The sequence below is a fragment of the Streptosporangium sp. NPDC002524 genome (assembly GCF_040295985.1).
Classification (GTDB): domain Bacteria; phylum Actinomycetota; class Actinomycetes; order Streptosporangiales; family Streptosporangiaceae; genus Streptosporangium.
On the sequence record NZ_JBEOWK010000004.1, the window covers coordinates 44,799 to 69,251 of the forward strand.

Below are 24,453 nucleotides of genomic sequence, written 5' to 3' on the forward strand. Positions count from 1 at the left end.
GTTCTTCTTCCGGTCGGTCGGGTACGCTTTCGCGCCTGCCCGGCAATACGTCCAATGTCGTCGTTGAGCTTGAATCGGGAAACCATGCTGCCAGTGCGTTCATTCGTGTGGGACGAGGCGTTGTCCCACTACCGGGAGCTTCTCGGTGCCGAAGAGTGGCTCGAGGTGAGCATGTGCTGGACCGTGATCATTCCGACCGGCGGCGAAATCAGCGATGACGAGCTGATCCAGGGGCTGAGCGGTGGAAGAAGGGTGGAGCTGCGCTTCGGAGGCATAGGAGAGTTCGACCTGGAGGACGAAACGGTCGTTTCTTTCGACCGGACGGGTTCCATGGTGACGCTCTTCGAAGGAATCGGGACACAGGGGCGTAAGCCCAATGTCCTGCGCAGGATAAGCAGAAACGCCCGTGTGTGTGGCGTGGGCTGGGACATCGACGGCAACAGCCGGCTGAACTACTTCGCGGAAGGCGCGATTCTGGCCAGCGTGGACGCCGCGGAACCCGAGGACATCCACGGTGATGACCAAGCCGTCCTCCAGCCGGAATTACGGCTTCTGTCCGAGGTAATAGCGTCGTCCGACGGGGACGACTGGCAGGCGGGCGCTCTGGCCGTCGTCGAAAAGGTGACCGGGCTCCGGCTGACGTCCCAATGGTTGTCGGGGAGATATCCCTGCGTGCTGATGCCGATGGCAGGAGGGTGAGGCCCGATCCGGCAGCACGATCTTCTCCGCCCCGCCGGCGGATAAGCCTGACCACTTCCTCGCGGTGCCCTCTCCGGCACGGAACCCGTCGCGTGACCGGTGGACGATCGGCTTCGGGGGAGTGACTCGTGGGAGGTCAGGCTCGGCGGTGGGCGTCCTCCAGGTAGTGCAGGACGGCGGTGACGCGGCGGTCCGCGCGGTCGGTGGGGGCCAGGTCGAGTTTGGCGAAGATGCTGCGGATGTGCTTGTGGACGGCGCCGTCGGTGACGAAGAGCCGTTCGGCGATCGCGGTGTTGCCCAGTCCCTCGGCCATCAGGGCCAGCACGTCGCGCTCGCGGGGGCTGAGCCGGTCCAGCCGGGTATCGGGCCGGCTGCGGGTGAGGAGTTGCGCGACGACGTCTGGGTCGATGGCCGTACCCCCGCCCGCCACCCGGTGCAGCGCGCTCAGGAACTCCTCGACCCGCCCGACCCGCTCCTTCAGGAGGTAGCCGAGGCGGGAGCTGCCCTGGGCGAGCAATTCGGTGGCGAACGCCTGCTCGACGTAGGCGGACAGCACGAGCACGGCCAGGTCGGGGCGGCGTCGCCTCGCCTCGACGGCCGCGACGATCCCCTCGTCGGTGTGGGTCGGCGGCATCCGGACGTCGACGATGGCGACGTCCGGCCTGTGGGCGTCGACGGCGGCGAGGAAGCCGTCGGGGTCGGCGGCGGTGGCCACGACGTCGAGCGACTCGGCGCGCAGCAGCAGCGCGAGGCCCTCGCGCAGGAGCGGGTCGTCCTCGGCGATCACGATCCGCATGGCAGGCTCACCGTGAGGGTGGTGGGTCCACCGGGAGGGCTGTTCACCATGAATGTCCCGTCGTGTGCTTCGGTACGGCGGCGGATGCCGACGAGCCCCGACCCGCTGTGCTCGTCCGCCCCGCCGTGGCCGTCGTCGGTGATCTGGAGGTGGAGCCGGTCGGCGTCGCGGTGGACCGTGACGGTGGCGTGCCGGGCGTGGCTGTGCCTGGTGATGTTGGTGAGCGCCTCGGCCGCCACGAAGTAGGCCGTGGCCTCGACGGAGGCGGCGCACCGTACGGGGATGTCGGCGTCGATCCGGCACGGGATCGGGCAGGTCGTGGCCAGGCCGGTGAGGGCGTCGGCGAGGCTCCGGTCGGTCAGTACCGGGGGCAGGATGCTGCGGGCGACCGCGCGAAGCTCGGCGAGCGCCTGCTCGGCGGCGCTCTGCGCGCGTTCGAGGATGGCCTCGGCGTCGGACGGGTCGCGTGCCAGCGCGCGACGGGCCGCGCCGAGCAGGATGGTGACGGCGACGATCCGGTTCTGGGTCCCGTCGTGCAGCGACCGTTCGATCCGCCGCAGCTCGGCGGCGTGCGCGTCCAGCGCGGCGGCGCGGGTCGCGGTGAGCTGCGCGACCCGCAGCGCGAGGTCGGTGCCGGGATCGGCCCGCAGGAGCCGCCGCCCCGGCCACGCCTGCAGCCGCGCCATCCCCGGTACGAGGAGCAGGGCGAGGACGATCCATCCCAGGCCGAGCAGGCTGACCCCGAGGGCGCCGGGCAGGTCGCGTACGGTCCAGAGCCCCATGGCCGAGGTGGACGCCTCCTCCGGGGGCAGCAGCCGCCACCACAGCGGGAAGGTGGTGTTGGTCACCGCGCTGAAGGACACCGTGAGACCGGTCAGGCTGAGGAACAGCCCCAGGGTGGCGTGGGTGACCATCCAGCCCAGTTCCCGGTGGACGGCCGGATCGGTGAGGGCGGCGCGCAGGCCGGGCGGCACCGGCTCCGGACCGATGATCTCCGGGCCCCAGCGGGAGAGCCGGGCGCGTTCCCGGTCGGCGACGGCCCGCAGCCCGCGCAGCGCGGCGGGCACCAGGAGCACGCCCACGCCGAAGAGGCAGGCCAGCGCCGTGGCGGCCACCAGCAGGAACGCGACCAGCGCCAGGACCGTGGTGCCCAGCCCGCCGACGAGGTGCTCGAACGCGTCCAGGGTGGCGCGGGCGCGGGCGAACACGTCCCACCGACGTGCCGGTTTCCGTACGGCCGCGGGGTCAGGGGCCGGCATCCGCACCTCCTGGACCAGGCGAACCTCCTGGAGCAGACGATAGGGCACCATTCGGGCCATCGTCAGATCATCGGCCAAGGAGTACAGCCTGCACTACCTCGGTTGTCCGGCGGGCGGGATGGCCGTCGGTGGTGATCGTTCGTAGCGTCGGCACATGACAGATACGGGGTGATCCGCCGGGCCTGCCGGGCCTGCCGGGCCTGCCGGGCCTGCCGGGCCTGTCGAGTCCGTTGAACCCCGTCGACCCCGTCGAACCTGTCGAACCTGTCGAACCACCGTCGAACCTGTCACAGCCCGTCGAGCGAGGAGCGCACCGTGACCGATCTCCACCCCATTCCAGAGGCCGCCGAGGCGCCACGCCCGGTACGGCCCGCCGGCGTCCGGGGCCGCATGGTCCGTCCCGTGCTGTGGTTCCTGCTGATGGTCAGCGCGGTTCTCAACATGGTGTTCTCGTCCAGCGGCACCAATGTCCTCGCCGGTATCGGGTTCGGGCTGGCCACCCTCGCGTGCGTCGCCGCCCTGATCGCCCACCACTACCGGAACCGGCGCCGGTGAGCGCCCTGGCCGGGTTCGGCCGGACGACGGTGATGGTCACCTACGGCCTCGCCGTCGCCACCATCCTCGCCGTCGCCGCTGCCGTCGCCGTCCCCCTGCTTCGCCTCGCCGCCGCCGTCCCCGTGTTCCGCCTCGTCGTGCCCCGGCCCGCTCCGGCCCCCGCACCGTCCCGGTCGACGCGGTTCGCGGTGGACGTGTCCGACGGCTGACGGGGAGTGGCGACCCTCGTCAGCGGCCGGTACGCGGGCCGTCAGCCATCTCGGCGAACGTCGGTCACGTCGGTCACGTCACTCCCACCAAAGGACGTTCGCCATGAATCCCTACCTGGAAGGCCCCTTCGCCCCGGTGAAGGAGGAGGTCACCGCGTACGACCTGCCCGTGTCCGGGCGTATCCCGCCGGAGCTCAACGGGCGGTACCTGCGCAACGGCCCCAACCCGCTGGACATCGAGGACCCTGCGGCCCACCACTGGATGCTCGGCGAGGGCATGATCCACGGAGTCCGGCTCCGCGACGGCCGCGCCGAGTGGTACCGCAACCGGTGGGTGCGCTCGGCCGGCGTGACCGACCGGCTCGGCGAGCCGCGCCGCCCCGGCCGGACCGGCGACGTCGACCCGGCGATGGACCTCGCCCCGAACACGCACGTCATCCGGCACGCCGGTCGCACGCTCGCGCTCATCGAGTCGGGGCCGCGGCCGTACGAGCTGGACGACGAGCTCGGCACCGTCGGGCCGTACGACTTCGGCGGGGCCCTCGACGGCGCGTTCACCGCGCACACCAAGATCGACCCGATCAACGGCGAGCTGCACGCCGTCGCGTACTTCCCGCTGTGGGACCACGTCCGGCACCTGGTGATCGACGGGACCGGCACGACGATCGGCACGACCAGGATCCCGGTCCCGGACGCCCCGATGATGCACGACTTCGCGCTCACCGAGCGGCACGTCGTGCTGATCGACCAGCCGGTGACGTTCAGCATGGAACTCGCGCAGGCCGGGGAGGCGGTTCCCTACCTCTGGAACGAGGCGCACCAGGCACGGGTCGGGGTCATGCCGCGCGAGGGCGGGGAGGTCCGGTGGATCGACATCGAGCCGTGCTACGTCGCCCACACCCTCAACGCCTACGACGAGGGCTCCTCCGTGATCCTCGACCTCGTCAGGTATCCGCGGATGGACGTCCGCACCAACACCGCCGAACCGGCCGTGCTGGAACGCTGGACGATCGACCCGGGGGCGGGAACGATGAGCCGGCGGACGGTCGACGACCGCCCGCAGGAATTCCCCCGCGTCAACGAGAACGTCCTGTCGCGCCGCCACCGGTACGGCTACGCCGCCGTCACCGGGGAGATGAACGCGGTCGCGATGCCCCCGGTGGACGGGCCGCTCCCCGACGAGGCGTTCGACAACGCGCTGATCAAGCACGACTACGACCGGGGCGCCGCCGAGGTGCACCGCTTCGGGCGCCACGCCACCGTGGGCGAGGGCGTCTTCGCCGCCGCGGGGGCCGCTTCGGGGGCCGGCGAGGACGACGGCTACGTCCTGGCCTACGTCCACGACCCGGACCGCGGCGCGGCGGACCTGGTCGTCCTCTCCGCCCAGGACTTCACCGGCGAGCCCGTCGCGCGGATCCACCTACCGGTCCGGGTTCCGCTCGGCTTCCACGGGAGCTGGCTCCCCGACCTGTGACGGCCGCGGGGTGGCCGAGGTGGTCGGGGTGACCGGGGCGGCCGTCGAGCGGAGCCGCCCCGGTCATCCGAGGGTGACGGCCGTCGCCGGTCGAGGATCGCGATGGTGGTGGCGACGGCCGAAGACGAAGCCGGAGGAGTCCGACAGGCCCAGGGGCTCCGTACGTCCAGGGGCTCCGTACGTCCAGGGAGAAGGGCACGTTCGGTCTGCGGCGCATCGCGCAGAACGTTCCTCTGCCCCCGCGTAGGTTCTGCCGAGTGCCCGTCGCCGGGATGTCCACGGGGGCTGACCCGGGGCGGTGGCACGAGACCACACGCGGGACGGCGCCGACGCGCGCCGTCCCGCGTCACGGGCAGGGCGGCGCCGGTGCGCGCCGTCCGCGATCTAGGAAGAGACATCGCGATGCGTACGAGATCGATCATGGCCGCGTCCGGCGGCCACGGGGGGACGACCCGGGACACCCACGCCCGCCGGGGCGGGCGCGGGCCGCTGCGCGCGGCCACCGCGGCGGGGGCCGTCGCACTGGTGCTGGCGGGAACGGCGGGAACGCCGGCCACCGCGTCGGCGTCGGCGTCGGCGTCGGCATCGGGAGCGGGAACGGCGGGAGCGGGAACGGGAACGGCGGGGGCGGGGGCGGGAACGGCGGAGGCGGGAACAACGGCCATCGCGTCGGCATCGGGGGCGACGGGAACGCCGGCCGCCGTGTCGGCGGCACGCGCGGCGGGGGCCGCCATGGAGGTCAGCACCTACCAGGCGGCGGCCGAGATCGCCGACAACCTCAACAGCATGAGCTGGCCGGGGCAGGCCTCCTACAACATCTACCTCACCGGCGGTCAGAGCACGTCCGTGGTCTGGGGCACGCCCGGTTCGCCGACCACCTACTTCAACCGCAGCAAGTGCGGCAGCTTCGTGACGAAGGTGATCAAGCGGGTGCTGCCCGGGGCCACCGACCAGTACCTGACCGGCAACTTCGGGTCGATCAGCCCGACGGCGGCGCAGTATCACGACACCTTCACCACCGGCGCCGAGTACTTCACCACCAGCGCCGACTCCGGCCTGGACCAGCTCACCGAGATCGGGGCCGGGGTGATCATCGCGATCAAGTACAACAGCGCCTCCCCGGGCACCGGTGACTCCACCGGCCACGTGATGATCGTGGCGGGCGCCCCCGTCCGGTACGACAGGGACGGCAACGCCTCCACCGTGGAGTGGGCGGTCCCGGTGGTCGACACCACCAGCAACCCGCACGGGGTGGCGGTCACCTCGGCGAGCTCGCCGTACCAGAACTTCCGCGACTCCCGCGCGGACGGCGCGGACGAGAACCCGGGGGTGGGACGCGGCTGGATCTTCATCCGCACCGACGCGGCGAACCGGCCGCAGGGGCACTGGTGGGGCGTGAACGAGAACGTCACGACCGGCTACCACGGCGTGGCCGACCGGCCGATCTCCTTCGGCTGGATCGGCTACTGATCCCGCGCCTTCCCGCGCCTTCCCGCCCTCCCGGTCTTCACCGCTCTTCTGGCTTCACCGACGAATCCGGTACGGCCGGAAGAGCGAGGGAGCGGGGAGGGGGAGGCGGTCGTCGAGGGGCCGCGGCTCACGGGCCGGATCGGCCCGGTCGTGGTTCGCGGGTCGGACCGAGATGGTCGGGCGAGGGCGTCCGCCAAGCTTGGGGCTGAACCGCGATGTTGAAGGTTTCCACCTCGCCATCGAGCAGGAGCGAGGGAAAGTTTACACAGTCGGTTCAACGATACGGTTTAAGGGGTTGCTTGGATCACCGAGAAGACAGGAGTCGCCATGGCCACCGATCCGCCGGTCCGGGACGACGCGTGGGCGTTCGGCGGCGAGAGCGCCGCCGATCTCGGCTCCGCGATGACGAGACTTCTCCGGTCGCTGCCCGCCAGGCCCCGCCTGCTCGGCCTGGGGGAGGCCATGCACGGTGAGGAGGCGCTCCCGCGCGCGCGGAACGAGGTCCTCCGGCACCTCGTCGAGCACGAGGGCTACCGGTCGATCGCGCTGGAGAGCGACTGCCTCGCGGGCCTGATCGTCGACGAGTACGTCACGGAGGGCGTGGGGACGTTCGACGACGTCATGCGCGACGGCTTCAGCCACGGACTGGGCGGACTGGAGACGAGCCGCGAGCTCGTGCGGTGGATGAGGGAGCACAACCGGGACCGTCCCGCGCCGGACAGGGTCCGGTTCTTCGGGTTCGACGGCCCGTTCGAGATGACCGGCGCGGGCAGTCCCCGGCGGGCCCTCACCGCGCTGCACGGCTACCTCGCGGCCCGGCTGGAGATCGGCCTCCTCCCGTACACCGTGGGCACCATCGATCACCTGGTCGGCTCCGACGACCGGTGGACCGACCCCGCGGTGACGATGGATCCCTCCCTGTCCGTGGGACTGTCCGCCGACGCCGGGGAGCTGCGCCTCATCGCGGACGACCTCCTGGCGTTGCTCACCGCGGAGTCGCCGCGCCTGATCCGCGCGACGTCGCGTGACGAGTGGTGGCGGGCGCACCTGTACGGGCGCACCGCGACCGGGCTGCTCCGCTACCACGCGGTGATGGCCGACACGTCCGAGGCGCGCCTGGTACGGCTCATGGGTTTGCGCGACGCGATGATGGCCGACAACCTGTGGGCCGTCGAGGAGCGGGAGCGGCGGGAGCGACGCGGGCCGACACTGGTCTACGCCCACAACCGTCACCTCCAGAGAGACGAGAGCCACTGGCTCCTCCCGCCGGGGTGGGGGCCGCTGGAGGGGCGGACGCTGAGCTGGTGGAGCGCGGGCGCGGTCGTCGCCGCGCGGCTGGGCGACGAGTACGCCTTCGTGGCGTCGGCCCTGGGGGCCGCGCCGCACCAGGGGCTCGACGCTCCGCGCCCCGACACCCTTGAGGGGATCCTGTCCACCCTCCCGGGGAACCGCTACGTCGTCGGCTCGACGAGCCTGGCCGAGGCTCTCGGCGCCACGGGGACCGAACCGGTCCCGCGTACCGACACGTCGGCGGACTACGGCTACTTCCCGCTGGACCCCGGCCGTCTGCGCGAGACCGACGGGCTCCTCTTCGTCAAGCACATCGCCCCTGGAGTGGACGCGTGACCCGATCGCGCGGACGACGCCGCCCTGTCCCGGTCAGTGCCGGGCTCGTGACCTGACCGCGCGGGCCGGTCCGTGCCGGGCTCGTGAGCTGATCACTCGGCCTGTTCCGGACGACGCTGGCCTGTGCCGGTCCTGGCCGGGCGTGTGACCTGACCGCGCGGGCCGGGCCGGTCTAGATCGGCGGGCTCCAGTCGCCGAGGTGGGCGCGGATGGTCAGCCCGGCCGCCTGTCCCGGGGTCAGCTGCGGCCTGTTCTCCGGGACGGGGATCGCCGCGCCCGGACCGGAGTCGCGGTACTCCCCGAACCTGGCCTCCTGCCAGGGGTAACCCGAGCTCATGTTCACGTACGGCGCGGTGGTGTCGATCACGGGGCCGAGCCAGGTCTCGCGCACGGTCAGCATCGGGACGGCGGTCGGGTCGCTGCTCGGCCGCCAGGGGCGGGCGAGTCCGTAGGAGCCGCCGGGGGCCTCGCCGGTGACGCGGCACCTGGTGGCCAGGTAGCCGTACGGGTTCGCGGCGGCGGTGCTCGGCGCGAACACGAAACCGTAGGGCAGGAACGACACGTCGCGGGTCAGGGCGCGCAGCTCGCACCGGTCGAAGACCGCGGTGGCGCGGCCGAAGACGAAGTCGACGTCGCCCTCGATGTGGCAGCGCCGGTAGTACTGCCGGGCGAAGGTGGCCAGGTTGAGGGTGTCGGCGTACAGCGTGTCCTGATGGCCGAGGAAGTGGCACGCCTCGAAGGCGGAACGGTCGCCCATGACCTTCACGGCGACGGCCTGCGTCGCGGTGATCTCCGGGTGGCCGGCGCGCAGCCAGTCGTTGGCGAAGGTCACGTGCGCCGCCGTGAACCCGTCGGCCTGGACCGTGGTGGTGGCGCTGCCGCTCGTCCCGTACGTGCCGCCGCCGGGTTTCGGCGTCCCGGCGGCGTTGTCGAAGACGATGACGACGTCACGGGCGTCGCGGGTGGCGCCGAGGAGGGTCAGGCCGGTCTTGGCCTGGGGTACGAGGACCGTCTCGCGGTAGGTCCCGGCCGCGATCACCAGGGTCCAGCCCCGCTCCGGGGCGTCGGGCGTCGCGCTAACAGCGGCCTGGACGGTCGGGTGGTCGCCCCGGCCCCGGGAGTCGACGTACAGCGTGCGCTCGTTCCGCCGGTGCCGCGGTGATCCGTACGGCCCGAACGGGTGACGGGTGGCGGCCCCGGCCTCCGTTCCGACCGCCGGGACGAGCGCGAGGCCGAGGGCCGCGCCCGCGGCTCCGGCCAGCGTCCGGCGCCGGCCGAACAGTGGACTCTGGGGCGACATGCCACACTCCCGTGTTCACTTGTGCGGAGAAGCTTCCTTCGAAGCAACACCTGGAAGTTAGATAAATCAGAAAGAGGTGTCAACAGTCATGATTTGCCGCTGATGACGCGATTCAAGGGGGAGTCGAGCCGTGCGAGTGATCACAGCTGGATGTACGACGCCGATGTCACCCCCGGAGGAATCGGAGGTACCAGAGAAAACGGCCCTGGCCGCGACATCGGCCGCCTGAGACATGAAACTTTCAGGGACGGCCGGAATGCCCCTCACGCGCCGGTGAAGCCGGTGAAGCCGGTGAAGCCGGTCAGGCTGACGGTGGATCGCTTTCGGCGGGCCACCGCGTGAGCCGGAACGCCTCGCGCACCGGCCAGGCCAGGGGTGCCGCGTGAGCCGGGAGCCTTGCGCACCGGTCAGGCCAAGGCCAACGCGTGAGCTGGGAGCCTCGTACGCCGGTCAGGCCAGGGGTGTCGCGTGAGCTGGGAGCCTCGCGCACCGGTCAGGTCAGGAGTGCCGTGTGAGCCGGAACGCCTCGCGCGCCGGTCAGGCCGGGGGTAGCGCCGGGGAGAAAATCGCTTTCCCGCTCGTGGCGGTCTCAGTACACTCGCCACAGATCACGCGTAGCCGCGACATCGCGGTGCGCGTCTCGTACCAGTGAGGGGAGCATGCCGTGCGTCACCGCACCGCCGTGGTCATTCCCCCGTCACGCTATGACGTGATCCTGGTGTCTTCGTCGGTCCTCGACGCCGGCCGCGCGGCCCGCGTCGAACACCCGTGACGAACCCCTGACCCCCGCCCGGTAGGGCGTGTCCCCGCGTGACCGCGTCACGCCGGGGCCGAGCGGGCACTCCCGCGCCCCGCGCCCGCCTCGCCGGTCGGGCGTGTCCCCCGGTGGCCGTCCCCCGGGAGCCCACGCCCGCCTCGCCGGTGGGACGTGTCCCGTGTGGCCGTGCCACCCCGGGGGTCCGGTGTGGCCGTGCCATGCCAGGGGTCTCTCCACGACCCGGCCTCGGGTCGTGACGTCCGGGAATCGCGCCGTCCTGTCCGGATCACTCCGAAAGGCCACGGGCCGTGCGTACCGACCTGCGTCACCACATCACCGAATCGCTGACCGGCGTCCGCAACCTGGGCATCCTCGCCCACGTCGACGCGGGCAAGACCACCGTCACCGAACGGATCCTGTACGTCACCGGCGCCACCTACAAACGTGGCGAGGTGCACGACGGGACGACCGTCACCGACTTCGACTCCCAGGAGCGCGACCGTGGGATAACCATCTTCGCCGCGGCGGTGAGCTGTTCCTGGGACGGCCACCGCGTCCATCTGATCGACACCCCCGGCCACGTCGACTTCTCCGACGAGGTGGAGCGCTCGCTGCGGGTGCTCGACGGCGCGATCGCGGTGTTCGACGCCGTCGCGGGCGTCGAGCCGCAGAGTGAGTCGGTGTGGCGGCAGGCCGACCGGCACGGCGTGCCGCGGATCGCCTTCGTCAACAAGCTCGACCGCGCCGGCGCCGACCTCGACGCGGCGGTCGCGTCGATCCGCGAGCGGCTGCGGGTCGTCCCGCTCGTCGTCCAGCTGCCCATCGGGCGGGAGGACGGGTTCACCGGCGTGGTGGACCTGGTGCGCATGCGGTCGCTGGTCTGGGCCGGAGGCCGCGACACGTTCGAGGAGGGGCCGGTGCCGGACGCCCTGCTGGAGGAGGCGCGCCGGCGCCGGCGGCTGCTGGAGGAGTCGGTGGCCGAACTGCACCCGGGCGCGCTGGAGGAGTTCTGCGCGGAGTCGGAGATCTCCGCGCCGACCCTCGCCGCCGCGCTGCGCGACCTGACCCGTACGGGCGAGGGCGTGGTGGTGCTGTGCGGATCGGCCTACCGCGACCGGGGGATCGAGCCGCTGCTGGACGCCGTCGTCGCCTACCTGCCCTCACCGCTGGACGTGCCGCCGGTACGCGGCACCGAGGACGGTACCGGGGAAGGCGCGGTGCGGGAGCGCACCGCCGACCCGGCGGCGCCGTTCGCCGCCCTGGTGTTCAAGGTGAACTCGACCACCACCGGGCGGCTGTCCTACCTGCGCGTCTACTCGGGAACGATCCGGAAGGGAGACACGGTGCTGGACGCGGGCGCGCGGCGTACCGAGCGGATCGGCCGGATCCTGCGGGTACAGGCCGACCGGAACACCGAGGTGGACCTGGCGGTGGCCGGGGACATCGTCGCGGTCGTCGGGCTGAAGGCGGCCCGCACCGGGGCCACCCTGTGCGACCCCTCGGCGCCGCTGGTCCTCGAACCGCCGGTCGTGGCCGATCCGGTGGTCTCCGTCGCGGTCGAGGCCCGCAGGAGCACCGAAACCGGCCGGTTGGCGTCGGCGCTGGCGCGGCTGGTCGAGGAGGATCCCTCGCTGGCGGTCCGGGCCGACCCCGAGACCGGTCAGACGGTGCTGTCGGGGATGGGCGAGCTGCACCTGGAGGTCGCGGTGGAGAAGATCCGCCGTGCCCACGGGCTGGACGTCGGTGTCGGACGGCCGCAGGTGGCCTACCGCGAGACGGTCGTGCGCGGGGTGTCCGGCCTGCTGTACCGGCACGTCAAGCAGGACGGCGGCGCCGGCCAGTTCGCCCACGTCGTCCTCGACGTGGAGCCACTGGAGCCGCAGGGGACGCCGGGGCCGCCGGACTCGCCGGAGTCACCGGAGTCGCCGGAGTCGCCGGAGTCGCCGCAGCCGTCGGGCGCCGCCCCGGACGCGACGGGGTTCGTGTTCGGCTCGGCCGTCGTCGGCGGCCGGGTGCCGAAGGAGTACGTGCGGGCGGTGGAGGCGGGGTGCCGGGACGCGCTGGCCGAGGGTCCCCTCGGCGGGTACCCGGTGACCGGCCTGCGGGTCACGCTGACCGACGGGGCCACCCACCCCAAGGACTCCTCGGAGATGGCGTTCCGCGCGGCCGGCCGGTTCGCGCTGCGCGAGGCGCTGCGGGCCAGTGCCATGGTGGTGCTGGAACCGGTGGTCGAGGTCACGGCCACCGTGCCCGCCGACGCCGCCGGCGGGGTGCTGGGTGACCTGGCGGCCAGGCGCGGCCGGGTCTCCGGCTCGGCCGCGCGGGCCGGGACGGTGGTGATCACCGCGACCGTGCCGCTGGCCGAGCTGTTCGGCTACGCGACCCGGCTGCGCAGCCGTACCCAGGGCCGGGGCACCTTCACCACCCGGCCCACCGGGTACGCCCCGGTACCGCCGGGCACCGTGCCCGGCGGGACGCCGTCCCGGTAGGACGCCGTCCCGGCAGGAGTCAGTAGGAACCGGCGACGGTCCCGTCTTCGGGCGGGGCCGTCGCCCGGTGACGTGCCGTGTCGTCCGTCCGCCTCCGCCGCGATCGTCCTGGCACCGGCCGCACGCGCAGGGGCGCGGCTGTGCGAGATCCCGAAGACCCACGCGAAAAGGCTCGAACTCAGGCCAGGTCCTACGAAGCGCGGAAAAGCCACGAGAAGCCAGGTATGCCGACATGTCGGACCATCGTTCTCCTGTCGGGCTATGCTGCCTCATCCCGTCGATGATCGACCGGCCGGGAATCGGAGACGTGTGCGACCCGGGTCAACGCGCGATGCCGGAAAGGCCTGTTCATGAGCAGTGAGGCTGTGGATGAGTTCGTCGAGACCAAGGTTCAGCCGGAACACCGGGAAATCGTGGAGACGCTGCGTACGCTCATGAAGGAGTGCGCTCCCGACGCGACCGAGGTGATCAGCCGGGGGTCGCCCGCCTGGCAGGGCCGGAAGATCCTGGCGATCGTCAGCGTCAGCAAGACGCATCTGACGTTCGCCTTCACGCGGGGTGCGGAGTTCGAGGACTCCTTCGGCCTGCTGGAGGGTGTCGGGAAGACGACGAGGCACGTCAAGCTCAAGAAGCCGGAAACCGTGAACCGAGAGGCCCTGCGCGACTACGCGCGGCAGGCCGTGCGGTTGGACCAGGAGTAGCCGGGGCGTGCGGCCGGGACGGCGAAAATGTCGCAGGCGATCCCTACCATCCGATCGACCGATCAGAAGAGCAGGCGGGAGACCGGTATGGGCGCGTGGGACATAGGGCCGTTCGGCAACGACGGGGCTCTCGACCAGCTGGACGACATCGAGGACCACGAGGACACGGCGGCCCGGCTCGCCCTGGTGATGCGGGAGATCCTCGACGAGGACGACTACGTGGAGGGGCCGGAGATGAGCGGGGCCGTGGCGGTGGCCTGCCTGGTCGGCGCCCGCGTGATCGGCGCCGAGCCGGACGCCGTCGCCGCCCGGTGGCTGGAGAGCAACCCCTTCGAGCCGTCCACCGAGCTCCGCGACCTCGCCCGGGCCACCATCGACCGGGCGACCCGCCCCGACGACAACGAGCTGTACGAGCTGTGGGAGGACGCCGGCTCCCTGGACGGATGGCTCGCGACCCTCACCCCCTACCGCCAGGCCCTGGCCTGACCCGCCGAGGAGCGGCATGACCGATCGGCGTGAGGCGTCCGGGCAGGGCCCGGGGGCCGGAGCGGAGCGCGGGGGCCTCGCCTGGGCGGTGACCGAGGTGGCCGCTCCCCAGTACGTCGTGATCGCGCTGCCGATCGTGGCCGGGCTGCTCGCCCACGGATGGGCGGGCGCGCTGTGGGGTCTGCTCGCGGCGGCACTGTGCGCAGGTGCGCCGGTGGGGGTGATCGCGGTCGGTGTGCGGCGGGGCCGCCTGGACTCGATGCACCTGGTCGACCGGAGGTCCCGCACGGGGCCGATGCTCGTCGGCCTGGTCACCGTGGCGGCCGGTCTGGCGCTGCTCGCCCTGCTGGACGCGCCGGCCGTCGTGACGGCGACGGCGGCGGTGATGCTCGGCTGGGTCGTGGTCATGGGGGCGATCACCCTGAGATGGAAGATCTCCTTCCACACGGGGGTGGCCGCCGGGGCGGCGGTCGTGCTGGCGCACGTGCTGCCCGCCGTGGCCACGCTCGCGGTGGGCACGGTCCTCGTCGGCCTGATCGGGTGGGCCCGGGTACGCGTCTCCCACCACACGCCCGCCCAGGTCGCCGCGGGCGCGGCGACCGGAGCGGGCGTGGCGTGGGCGGTCCTCGCGCTGGTGCTCTGACCGCGTCCGATAAATCTGACCCCGTCCGATAAATCCGACCGTGTCCGAGCAATCTGACCGTGTCCGAGCAATCTGACCGCGTCCGAGCAAGATGCCGAGGACACCCGAAGGCATCCGAGGACACCCGAGGACACCGAAGGCATCCGAGGACACCCGTCGACACCCGTCGACACCCGTCGACACCCGTCGACACCCGACGACCCTGCCCGTACGCCCTCCAAGGGTGCGCCCTCCGGTCAGGGGAGCCGGTGAGCGGCCGGTCGTCGGGTGCGTTCGCGGGCCGCGAGAGCCGGCGGGTGACCCGCGCGCCCGCCGGGCGGGGGGCGCCCCCAGGTCAGGAGAGCTGGCGGGTGGCGAGGCGGGCGAAGAGGCCGTCCCGGTCGGCGAGGAGGTCGTCGTAGGTGCCCTGCTGGACGATCCGTCCCTCGTCCATCACCACGATGCGGTCGGCGGCCACCACCGTGGAGAGCCGGTGGGCGATCACCACCCGGGTGGCGTTGAGCCGGCGGGTGCTCTCGGCGACCCGGCTCTGGGAGGGATTGTCCAGCGCGCTGGTGGCCTCGTCGAAGAACACGATGCGGGGCCGGGCGACCAGCGCGCGGGCGATCATGAGGCGTTGCCGCTGGCCGCCGGAGAGCGTGCTGGTGCCCTCGGAGAGCACCGTGTGCATGCCCATCGGCATCGCCCTGATGTCGTCGGCGAGCCCGGCCATCTCGGCCGCCGCCCAGGCGTCGTCCACGGTGTGGATGCCGCTGCCGACGATGTTGGCCTGGATGCTGCCCGCCTGCAGCGCGCCGTTCTGGAGCACCACCCCGCACTGGCGGCGTACGGCGGAGACGTCGAGTTCGGCGAGGTCCTGGCCGTCGTAGAGGACGGTGCCCGACAGCGGGGTCTCGAAGCCGAGCAGCAGCCGCAGCACCGTGGACTTGCCGCTGCCCGAGGGACCGACCAGGGCCACGAACTCGCCGGGCTCGATCGCGAGGGCGACCCCGTCGAGGGTGAGCGGCCCGTCCTGGCCGTAGCGGAACGACACCTTGCTGAGCCCGAGCCGTCCCGACAGGTCGCCGGGGTCGGCCTTGGTGCCGTCGGTCTCCGGCCGGGCCTCCAGGATCGGCCGGATGTTCTCCAGCATCGGCACGACGCCCATCGCGGTGACGGCGGCGGCGGTGAACTGGAGGCTGGAGGCGAGCAGCAGGCTGAGCGCGGTGAAGAACGGCAGGAACGTGGCGACCGGGATCTGGCCCGCCATCGGCCCGGCCACCACCGCGAACACGACCGCCGTGCAGACCAGCGGGAACCCGGCGTTGAACGTGGTCACCGCGTTCTGGATGCGGCGGGCCGAGGCGGTGAGCGAGCGGCCCCTGGTGACCTCGCGCGTCCACTCGGCGAACGCCCGCTCCTCGGCGGCGGCGGCCCGCAGCTTCGGCATCGCGGTGAGCATCTGGAAGACCCGGGCCGACATGGTCCGCTCGTGCTCGTAGGACTGCCGCTGCCAGCGGAGCTGCATCCGCCCCGCGACGACGGCGAACCCGAGCCCGAACAGCATGAGCGCCGTGGCGACCAGGGCGAGGCGCACGTCGTAGAAGTAGACCAGGACGAGGTTGGCCGATCCGGTGAGCAGGCCCAGCGTGGCCGTGGTCAGCATCCCGGAGAGCATCTCCTGCGCCGAGCTGATGCCCAGCACCGTGGTTCCCAGCTCGCCGGTCGAGTAGCGGGCGAAGAACCCGGCGGGCAGGGAGAGCAGCCGGGTCCACAGGCCCGACTGCAGGGCCGAGGTGGTACGGCTCTCGACCCGCAGCACCGCGATGTTCTGCACCACCGACAGGGCCGCGATCACGAACCCGGAGCCGATCACGAGCAGGGAGCCCTGGACGATGAGGTCGAGTTCGGCCCGGACCGTGAACACGCCGAGCACCTTGCCCGTCATGATCGGGACGAGCAGCCCGAGCAGCGCGACGAGCACCCCCATGGCGGCGAACCGCAGCAGGTCCCGGTGGTTGCCGCCGTCGAGGAGCCCCAGGCGCAGCAGCGCGCCGATCGTCTTGACCGAGGCGGGCAGCGGCCGGTACAGCACGTGCGCCCGCTTCTCCAGGCCGCGGGCGACGTCCGCGGTGACCGGGGTGAGCACCCCGTCGTCCACCATGACGTAGCCGTGGCCCATGGTGAGCAGCGCCACGGGACGGCCCGCGGAGGTGCTGCCCACCATCGGCCCAAGGTCCTGCTTCCACCACGGGCCGTCCAGCCGGACCATCCGGGTCCGTACGCCGGAGGCGAGCGCGATCGCCTGCAGGTCGCCCATCGGGCGGTCCTGGCCGCCGTGCCGTACCGGGGGCCGGACCTCGAAGCCCAGGTGCGCGGCGACCAGCCGGGCCGCGGCCAGGGCGGGCGGGTCGTTCGCCACGTCGGCGAGCTTGACCTGGACCTCGGTGTCGCGCAGTACGGCGTCGAAGCTCCGTACGGCCTGCGTCAGCACGGTGCTCTCGCGGTCGCGCAGGCCGGTGAGCGCGGCGCGCTCCTCCTCGCGCTGCCGTTCGAGGCGCTCGTCGACGGTGGCGAGCAGCCGGACGGCGTGGGCGGCGAGGAACTCGCAGAGCAGGCCCTCGTCGAAGACCGAGTGCAGCGAGCGGGTCCGCAGCCGGACCCTGGTGCGGGCGGTGAGCCAGTCCCGCTCGGTGAGGCAGATGTCGGTGCCCGCGCCGAGCAGCAGGCCGTCGCTGTTGCCGATCCCCACCTCGCCCTCCTCGACGCGCACGCAGCGCACGCCGTCGACCGACCGCAGGGTACGGCCCGCGTCCAGCTCGGCGGTCCCGCTGGCGGGCAGCGGGACGAACTGGCGGGGCGGCAGGGTGGCGGGCAGCGCCTCGGCGAGCAGCTCGATGCCGCGGCCGAGCCCCCTGACCAGCCAGGCGGCGGCCTCGGCGGGCAGGTCGTGCAGCATCGCGGCCGGGACGTCGGCCAGCCCGGCGCCGGGCACCGGGCGGGCCACGATCACGTGGCGCGGCCCCGGCGGCACCCCGCAGGCCAGCACCGTGCCCGCCTCGGCGCGGCCGAGGAAGTTCCAGCGGCCCTCCAGCTCGCCGCCGGAGGTCCGGACCGCGAACAGGTCCACCGTGCCCGACTCGACCAGCAGCATCCGCCCGGGATTGTCGAGGATCGTGAACCGGTCGGTGCCGAGGTCCATCGGGATGGCGACCCCTTCGAGCGCGGCCGGGCTCACAGGGCTCACAGTGCTCACAGTCCTCCTCCGGTGTTGAACAGCCGCGTGTAGATGCCGTCGGCGGCGAGCAGGTCCTCGTGGCTGCCGCGCTCGGCGACCCGGCCGCGGTCCAGGACGATGATCTCGTCGGCGTCGCGGATGGTGGACAGCCGGTGGGCCATCAGCAGGCAGGCGCAGCCCCGGCGGCGCAGGTTGTCCATGATGACGCGTTCCGTCTCCGGGTCCAGGGCGCTGGTGGCCTCGTCGAGGATGAGCAGGGTCGGCTCCGCGGCGAGCGCGCGGGCCAGTTCGAGCCGCTGCCGCTGGCCGCCGCTGAAGTTGCGGCCGTCCTCGCGGACAAATGAGTTGATCCCGCCGGGACGGGCCAGCACGGCGTCGTAGACCGCGGCGTCGCGGAGCGCGGCGAGCACCACGTCGTCGGGGACCGCCTCGTCCCACAGGGTGAGGTTGTCGCGCACGGTCCCGGCGAACAGCACGATGTCCTGGTCGACGTAGGCCATCGAGCTGGCGAGCACGGTGCGCGGGATCTCGTCCAGCGGGTGGCCGTCGAGCAGGATCCGCCCGGAGCGCGGTTCGTACAGGCCGGTGAGCAGGCGGCCCAGGGTGGACTTCCCGCTGCCGGAGCCGCCCACGATCGCGACCCGGCTGCCCGGCGTCATGCTCAGCGAGAGGTTCTCGATGACGGGGTCGGTGAGCGGGCCGTACCCGAAGGTGACGTCGCGCAGTTCGAGGTGGCCCTCCAGGCGGGTGGCGATCTCCGTCTCGTCGCCGGTGCGCTCGAAGCAGCGGGCGATCGGGTGCCGTTCCACGTCGTGGATGCGCTTGGCGTCGGCGCTGAGGTCCTGCAGGCGTCCGCCGAGGTTGGTGAGCTGGGTGACCGGCCTGCTGAGCGCGGCGAGCAGGGTCTGGAAGGAGATGAGGATGCCGACGCTGAGCACGCCCTCCACCACCCGCAGCCCGCCGATGAGCAGCATCAGGCCGGTGTTCACGGTGGCGAGCAGGGGCGGGACGACGACCAGCACCGCGGTGGGCACGCCGAGCCGCTGCTGCGCGGAGACGACCTTGGCGAGGAAGCCCGCCCAGCGGGTGAAGGCGTCGGGCTCGGCACCGGTGGCCTTGACCGTCTCGATCATGCTGAGCGTGGCGAAGGTGGTGCCGGTGAGGTTGCCGCGGTCGGTACGGAGCGCGGTGACCGCGTCCTTGCGCGCCCGCGCGACCCAGCGCAGCACCAGGATGTTCAGCGCCGCCATGCCGACGCCGATGACGCCGAGCAGCACGTCGTAGCGGACCAGCAGGGCGGCGTAGAACACCACCAGCACCATGTTGATCACGGTCAGCGCGAGGTCGCGGGAGAGGATCTCGGCCACGGTGTCGTTGGTGGAGATCCGCTTGGCGACCTCGGCCGGGCGGCGCTGCAGGAAGAACTCGATGGGCAGCCGCAGCAGGTGCCGGAAGAAGCGGGCGGAGCCGACCAGCCCGACCCTGATCTCCAGCCGTAACAGGTAGTACTGCTGCACCGAGGTCAGCACGAAGACGGCCGCCGCGGTGAACGCCATCACGATCAGCAGCGGTGGCAGGACGCCGGGGGAGTTGCCGGTCAGCACCCGGTCGATGAAGACCCGGTAGTAGGCGGGTCCCGCGATGCCGGGCAGCAGCAGCAGCGCGCTGGCCAGCAGCACCAGCGGCAGGGCGCGCCCGGACGGCAGCCGCCACTGGAGCAGCGCCTTGCTGAGCCTGGCGCGCTCGCCGCCGGGCCTGAAGTCGGGTCCGGGCTCGAAGGTCAGCATGATCCCGGTGAAGCCGGAGTCGAACTCCGACCACTCCATCAGCCGCGGGCCCGACGACGGGTCGTTGACCGCGACCATGGTGCGGCCGAACCGGGTCACCAGCCCTTCGACCACGATGAAGTGCTGGAACGCCCAGAAGATGATCACCGGGCCCGTCTGGTCGCGGAGCAGCTCGGCCTCGACCTGGAAGCCCTTGGCGACCATTCCGTAGGAGCGGGCCGCCGCGAGCATCGAGGAGGCCTTGGACCCGTCCCTGGACACCCCGCAGCGGCCACGCAGGTCTTCGAGCGGGACGTGCTTGCCGTAGTGGCCCAGGACCATCGCCAGCGCGGCGGCGCCGCACTCGACCGCCTCCATCTGGATCACGGTCGGGACCCGGTGGCGGTTCTTCCTGCGGGGGCGCGGGGCCTGCGGTTGTTTCTTCCTGGACGCGGGCTTCAGTGTGGTGTTCGTCATCGGTCCCCTCCTCCGCTCAGCGCCCGAGCACCAGGTCGAACGGCGTCTGTTCTCCCAGGTGGATGGAGGCCGACACGGTCACCTGGGAGTCGAGCCGTACGGGCGGGCCCTGCGCGGTCGACCAGGCGTACCCCGAGTGCGCGCCCGGTTTGGGGATCAGGTCCACGATGATCATCAGGGGGGCCTGGACGGCGGCGTATCTCTTGGCGGCCAGGTCGCCGCCCACCAGCCCGGCCAGCGCCTCGCCGGTCAGGGGGTAGCGGCTCACCGAGGTGACCGTGCCGCGCAGCAGCCCGAAGGCCGCGGCGGGCGCGGTCGACACCTCCAGGTCGACCGGTCGGCCGGGGGCGATCCACGCGGCCCGGTCGGCGGGCACGAACACCATGGCGACGAGGCGGTCGTCGGGCAGGTCGGTCCGCTCGACCGTGGCGACCGTGGTGCCGACGGCGACGACCTGGCCGTCGTTGATCGTGGTGCCGACCACCTGGCCGGTGAACGGGCTCGCCACCTCCCGGGTCTTGCCGTCGGCCTCCTGCAGCTCCGCGACGGACTGGCCGACGATCACCCGGTCGCCCGGCCGGACCAGCACGCGGCGGGCCAGGCCGGAGTAGTGGCTCTGGATGCGGGCGGTGCCGCCCGGGTGGGTGAGGACCCCCGGGGCGGCGACCGAGATGCGCAGCTCGGCGGCGAACGCCCAGACCAGCCCACCGGCCATCACGATCATCACGACGAAGACCGCGATCCAGCCCCGGGGGGTGGCGAGCAGGGTGGGGGAGTCGAGCTCGTCGGGCTCGCGCATCCGTTGCAGCGCCTGATAGCGGAATCGCATCGCGGTCTACGCCTCCGTCCGGGGACGGGAGCCGAGGACGAGTTCCCCGACGGTGCCCTCAAGGAGCGGGTCGCGTCCCGAGGCGGTGGCGAAGGCCCCGGTGTCGCCGCCGCCCAGGCCGCACACGGCGAGGTCCATCGCGGCGGCCACCAGGTAGAGGGTCTGGTAGAGGACGCCCACGTGCTTGAGCACCAGCGGGTAGGCGACGGTCTCGTACTTCCACATCACCCGGCCGAACCGGGCCGCCACCAGCAGCACCACCTGCGGGTCCGACTCCATCATCGCGGCGTTCCGCGCCTCCCCGACCAGCGCGCCGGTGGCCTTGCCCGGTTCGGCGACGAGCTCCAGCTCGTGCCGGTCGGTCGCGTAGTGCCACAGCCCGGCCGGCAGTCCCTCGCACGCGGAGACCAGCGGGTAGACCTCCAGCTCGTGGACGGCCCCGCCGCTCGGGTACGGACGGCTGGCCAGCCGCTGGCCGTCGCTGCCCGTCATGGTGCCCCGCCTGCGCAGGCTCCGGTAGAGCAGCTCGCCCAGCTGGGCGAGGGTGATCGGCGCCTCCTGGTCGTGGGCGCGGGTCGAGGTGCGCCGTTCGAGCACCTCGGTGAACGACGGCTCCCTGGCCGCGATCTCGTCCAGGTCGGGCACCGGCAGCGTGACCGTCCGGAGGCCCGAGGGTTCGGGGGAGACCGGTTCCGGCGGGAACCGGTCACCGAGGGGGTAGGTCCCGCCGTACCCGGAGGCCGAGGCGGGGAAGCGGGTACGGGAGTGGAAGGCCAGGTCGGCGGGGTGCCACTGCGCGTAGGAGCGCTCCGTCGCCTCCAGGTCCTCGTCCGGGCCGCCGGGGGCGAGCAGGCCGGCCGTGGCGAGCAGCCGCAGCAGCGGGGCGGGCGTCCCGGTGTTCCAGGTCGCCAGCTCGCCGAGCAGCCCCGCGGTCTCCGGCATCAGCTCGACGGCCAGGTGACGGCCGGGGGCCCGCAGGGTCAGCGTGCCGTCCACCACCCGCGCCTCGGCGAAGCGCGACAGCCGTACGGGCCCGGCCGGGGCCGCCACCGGCAGCGTCGAGCCCCGGCCGACGGGATAGAGCCTGGCCGTGACGGCGCCGTCCACCCGCACCGCGTGCTCGACCATCCCGGAGGTGTTCAGCCCGCGGAACAGCAGGTGCCAGCGCAGCAGCCCGGCCTCGCCGTCCGCGGTGGTCACCGCGGCGGCGAGGGCGGCGTCGTCGTGGTCGCCCTCGGCGAGCAGCTTCAGTGCCGTGGCCTGTCCCTGGGACAGGTTCTTCGGATCGAGGACCGTGGTGGCGAGCTGGATGCGCTCGCCGGAGAACGACGCGCCCCGGCGGAGCCGGGAGACGATGATGGGATTCATGGGGACCGTCCGTCTCAGAAGAACACGTTCCAGGAGTTGATCTCGTCCTGGGGGGTCGGGCGGTCGAGCCAGCCGAGGCGCACCGGGGCGTCGTAGAGGCGGCCGGGGGCGAGGCGGCGCCAGAAGTGCCGCAGGCCGGGGGCCATCACCTTGACGACGTTCAGCTCCAGGTCGGGGCGGGTCTGGTCGAGGACGATCACCTCGGAGCCGGCCGCCTCGATCGAGTCCACGCACCGGCGTACGCACTCGGCCAGGTCGGTGGGGGCGGGCGGGCCGACGACGGTGGCCGGCCGCCCCGGGTCCGGCAGCAGCCAGGGCTCCCGGCCGATCACCGCGCCCTTGCACCAGGCGAGCATCTCCGGGTCGTCCACCCGGTAGAGCGTGTCACCCTTCTCGTCACGCCGTTCCACGCTGGGCAGGAACTGGTTGAGCTCGGTGAGCGCGCGGAACGCCGCGATGCGCGGGTCGGGGTGGCTGCCGAAGCCGACCATGATGTCCTCGACCTCGTGGCGGCGCCGGGAGACCGCCGCGTACACCGGGATGCCCACGTCGGTGGTGAGGTCGAGCATCCACAGGTCGCGGTCCATGCCGTCGTAGAAGGCCCGCAGCTCGCCCACGTAGGGGTCGTCCAGCGAGTCGAGGTCGAAGCCGGGGCGGGGCAGCCGGTTGTACCACCACAGCGCCACCGAGTCGCGTTCGACCAGCTCGCAGATGCCCTGCAGGACGGCCTCCTCCAGGGTGTTGCCCGCGGCGCTGCCGTTGGAGTCGGCGATGCAGAAGAAGTGGCCGTAGAGGTCGGGGTGGCCGTACCAGGCGTAGGCGGCCGGGACGAGCCGCTCCTCGTCGCGGGTGAGCGACCAGGCCCGCGACCAGTCGAACGGCACGTCCTCCGGGAACGGGTCGGGCACCTGCTGCAGCCGGTGCGCCGGGTCGGCGTTCCACTCCGCGCGCCCGGCGCGCTGCTCGTCGGAGAAGAGCAGCATCCGGTCCGGGTGCACGGCCGTCGCCGGGTCCAGGTCGGCGTACGCGGCCCGGACGACCGGCTCGTCCCCGCGCCAGACCCCCGAGTAGCGTTCGATCGCCTCGCAGACCGCGCTGACCTTCGCCTGGATCTCCGAGCGCCCCTTGCCGCCGCTCTGGCCGCGCAGGTTGCGGCGCAGCAGGTCCATGCTGTCGTTGACCATGGCGAAGTTGTGTCCGGCGGCGTAGCTGAAGGTGAGGCCGGTGGGGTCGGCGCCGATCGAGATCAGCTTGGTGATCGCGCCGAGGTGCGGGCTGATGTGCCGCTCCAGCCGGGCGAACGTCTCCTGCGGCTGGTAGACCCGGTAGCCGCCGTCGGTGACGTGGTTCGCCTGCCGGGGGGTGAGCACGATCTTGGGGTCGTCGTCGGGGGGCGTGCCGCACGAGGGGCACTGCGGCTGGCGGACGAGCACGTGCCTGCTGGTCTCCAGGGTCGCGAGGTCGAGGGCGACCATCTGGCCGCAGAGCGCGCCCGGCTCGCCGGTCGCCACGATCCTGGCGACCTCGGCCGCGAGCATCCCGGCCAGCGCGAGCGGCCCCGCCGCGATCTGCGCGCGCACCGGGTGCAGCGGCGTCCGCTCGCCCCGCTTCCCGGCGAGGTAGCGCTCCAGCTGGCGGTTGCCACTGAGCCGCTGCGCCAGGCACGACCAGCAGCCCGTGTGGTCGGGGTCGAGGTAGGGGCCGAGCCACGGGCTCACGCCGCCGGGCTTGGCGAGCAGCCAGGGCAGGCCGGACGCGAGCTGCAGCGCGTTGCGGCGTTCCAGGGCCGGGTCGAGGTAGTCGTCGACGAGCACGACCGAGACCCCCTCGGCGGGCACCTCGCCGATCGGGCCGGTGCCCACCCTCAGCCCCAGCCCGGTCAGGGCGTCCACGACCGGCGCGGCGTCCACCCCCTCGGCGGCGGAGACGGTGACCGGTGTGCCCTTCGTGACGGCCGCGGGGTCGATGCCCAGCGCGTCCCAGTAGGCCAGCACCCTCTCCGGCAGGTCGGGCCTGCCCTCCGCGAGGTGCCCCGCGGCCTCGTAGCGGCGCAGCGTGGTCAGCACCGTGGTGAACGGCACGCTCCCGGACAGCTCCTGGACGATCTCGCTCACGGTCCTGCGGCCGTCGAGGTAGGGCAGCACCGCCGCGGCGGCCTTCCCCGGCACGAGGAAGTCCTTTCCCTCCGCGTACAGGAAGACCCTGGATCCGTCCACGACCTCGACATGGAAATGAGCCTTCAGCCGTGGACTCTCCATCGTCATCCGCCTTTTTTATATCAAGCTCTCGACACCCTCTTCATTGCGGATTTAAACACGGGAGGAGGTCGATG

18 protein-coding genes are annotated in these 24,453 nt (G+C 72.5%); 10 read left to right on the top strand and 8 right to left on the bottom strand.

What is annotated here, in order from left to right:
• Window positions 1–93: 93 nt before the first annotated feature.
• Window positions 94–699, top strand: coding sequence for a DUF6461 domain-containing protein (locus ABT053_RS07275; RefSeq protein WP_350968006.1), 606 nt, complete (start codon window positions 94–96; stop codon window positions 697–699).
• Window positions 700–835: 136 nt separating this feature from the next.
• On the opposite strand, the gene ABT053_RS07280 is transcribed toward ABT053_RS07275, so the two are convergent.
• Both ABT053_RS07280 and ABT053_RS07285 read right to left on the bottom strand, forming a co-directional pair.
• Complete coding sequence (locus ABT053_RS07280) at window positions 836–1,495, bottom strand: response regulator (protein ID WP_350968008.1); 660 nt, start codon at window positions 1,493–1,495, stop codon at window positions 836–838.
• Window positions 1,483–2,805, bottom strand: coding sequence for a sensor histidine kinase (locus ABT053_RS07285; RefSeq protein WP_350968009.1), 1,323 nt, complete (start codon window positions 2,803–2,805; stop codon window positions 1,483–1,485). Before ABT053_RS07285 ends, ABT053_RS07280 begins: the two co-directional genes overlap by 13 nt.
• A 264-nt stretch (window positions 2,806–3,069) precedes the next feature.
• Between ABT053_RS07285 and ABT053_RS07290 the strand changes: the two genes are divergently transcribed.
• From ABT053_RS07290 to ABT053_RS07310, 5 genes are all read left to right on the top strand, one after another.
• The gene (locus ABT053_RS07290) at window positions 3,070–3,309 is read left to right on the top strand and encodes a hypothetical protein (RefSeq protein WP_350968010.1); all 240 of its coding nucleotides are present in this window, start codon (window positions 3,070–3,072) and stop codon (window positions 3,307–3,309) included.
• On the top strand, window positions 3,306–3,518 hold the full coding sequence (locus ABT053_RS07295) for a hypothetical protein (protein ID WP_350968011.1): 213 nt from the start codon (window positions 3,306–3,308) through the stop codon (window positions 3,516–3,518). Before ABT053_RS07290 ends, ABT053_RS07295 begins: the two co-directional genes overlap by 4 nt.
• 103 nt (window positions 3,519–3,621) lie before the next feature.
• Window positions 3,622–4,992 carry a carotenoid oxygenase family protein gene (locus tag ABT053_RS07300; protein ID WP_350968012.1) on the top strand — a complete coding sequence of 457 codons (1,371 nt, stop codon included), beginning with the start codon at window positions 3,622–3,624 and terminating at the stop codon, window positions 4,990–4,992.
• A 402-nt stretch (window positions 4,993–5,394) separates the two neighbouring features.
• Window positions 5,395–6,462 carry a hypothetical protein gene (locus tag ABT053_RS07305; protein ID WP_350968013.1) on the top strand — a complete coding sequence of 356 codons (1,068 nt, stop codon included), beginning with the start codon at window positions 5,395–5,397 and terminating at the stop codon, window positions 6,460–6,462.
• A 327-nt stretch (window positions 6,463–6,789) separates the two neighbouring features.
• A complete protein-coding gene (locus ABT053_RS07310) occupies window positions 6,790–8,088 on the top strand; it encodes an erythromycin esterase family protein (RefSeq protein WP_350968014.1) in 1,299 nt (432 codons plus the stop codon).
• A 172-nt stretch (window positions 8,089–8,260) separates the two neighbouring features.
• Here the strand turns inward: ABT053_RS07310 and ABT053_RS07315 are convergent, their stop codons facing one another.
• On the bottom strand, window positions 8,261–9,388 hold the full coding sequence (locus tag ABT053_RS07315) for a pectinesterase family protein (RefSeq protein WP_350968015.1): 1,128 nt from the start codon (window positions 9,386–9,388) through the stop codon (window positions 8,261–8,263).
• Window positions 9,389–10,453: 1,065 nt separating this feature from the next.
• Between ABT053_RS07315 and ABT053_RS07320 the strand changes: the two genes are divergently transcribed.
• The 4 genes from ABT053_RS07320 (at window position 10,454) to ABT053_RS07335 (ending at window position 14,464) form a co-directional block, all read left to right on the top strand.
• Window positions 10,454–12,634 (top strand): elongation factor G, encoded by a 2,181-nt coding sequence (locus tag ABT053_RS07320; protein WP_350968016.1) that lies wholly within the window; start codon window positions 10,454–10,456, stop codon window positions 12,632–12,634.
• A gap of 350 nt (window positions 12,635–12,984) precedes the next feature.
• Window positions 12,985–13,335 (top strand): DUF1801 domain-containing protein, encoded by a 351-nt coding sequence (locus tag ABT053_RS07325; RefSeq protein WP_350968017.1) that lies wholly within the window; start codon window positions 12,985–12,987, stop codon window positions 13,333–13,335.
• 87 nt (window positions 13,336–13,422) lie between these two features.
• Window positions 13,423–13,821, top strand: coding sequence for a DUF4259 domain-containing protein (locus tag ABT053_RS07330; RefSeq protein WP_350968018.1), 399 nt, complete (start codon window positions 13,423–13,425; stop codon window positions 13,819–13,821).
• A gap of 16 nt (window positions 13,822–13,837) precedes the next feature.
• On the top strand, window positions 13,838–14,464 hold the full coding sequence (locus ABT053_RS07335; protein ID WP_350968019.1) for a hypothetical protein: 627 nt from the start codon (window positions 13,838–13,840) through the stop codon (window positions 14,462–14,464).
• A 334-nt stretch (window positions 14,465–14,798) separates the two neighbouring features.
• Here the strand turns inward: ABT053_RS07335 and ABT053_RS07340 are convergent, their stop codons facing one another.
• From ABT053_RS07340 to ABT053_RS07360, 5 genes are read right to left on the bottom strand one after another with little or no spacing between them, the layout of a single operon-like run.
• Window positions 14,799–17,699, bottom strand: coding sequence for an NHLP bacteriocin export ABC transporter permease/ATPase subunit (locus ABT053_RS07340; RefSeq protein WP_350968020.1), 2,901 nt, complete (start codon window positions 17,697–17,699; stop codon window positions 14,799–14,801).
• Entirely contained in the window at window positions 17,696–19,924 is a 2,229-nt protein-coding gene (locus ABT053_RS07345; RefSeq protein WP_350968021.1) for an NHLP family bacteriocin export ABC transporter peptidase/permease/ATPase subunit, read from the bottom strand. Before ABT053_RS07345 ends, ABT053_RS07340 begins: the two co-directional genes overlap by 4 nt.
• A 16-nt stretch (window positions 19,925–19,940) precedes the next feature.
• Window positions 19,941–20,753, bottom strand: a complete 813-nt coding sequence (locus tag ABT053_RS07350; RefSeq protein ID WP_350968022.1) for a biotin/lipoyl-containing protein — start codon at window positions 20,751–20,753, stop codon at window positions 19,941–19,943.
• Between the two features lie 6 nt (window positions 20,754–20,759).
• Window positions 20,760–22,121 carry a SagB family peptide dehydrogenase gene (locus tag ABT053_RS07355; RefSeq protein WP_350968023.1) on the bottom strand — a complete coding sequence of 454 codons (1,362 nt, stop codon included), beginning with the start codon at window positions 22,119–22,121 and terminating at the stop codon, window positions 20,760–20,762.
• A gap of 14 nt (window positions 22,122–22,135) precedes the next feature.
• A complete protein-coding gene (locus tag ABT053_RS07360) occupies window positions 22,136–24,385 on the bottom strand; it encodes a TOMM precursor leader peptide-binding protein (RefSeq protein WP_350968024.1) in 2,250 nt (749 codons plus the stop codon).
• Window positions 24,386–24,453: the final 68 nt, after the last annotated feature.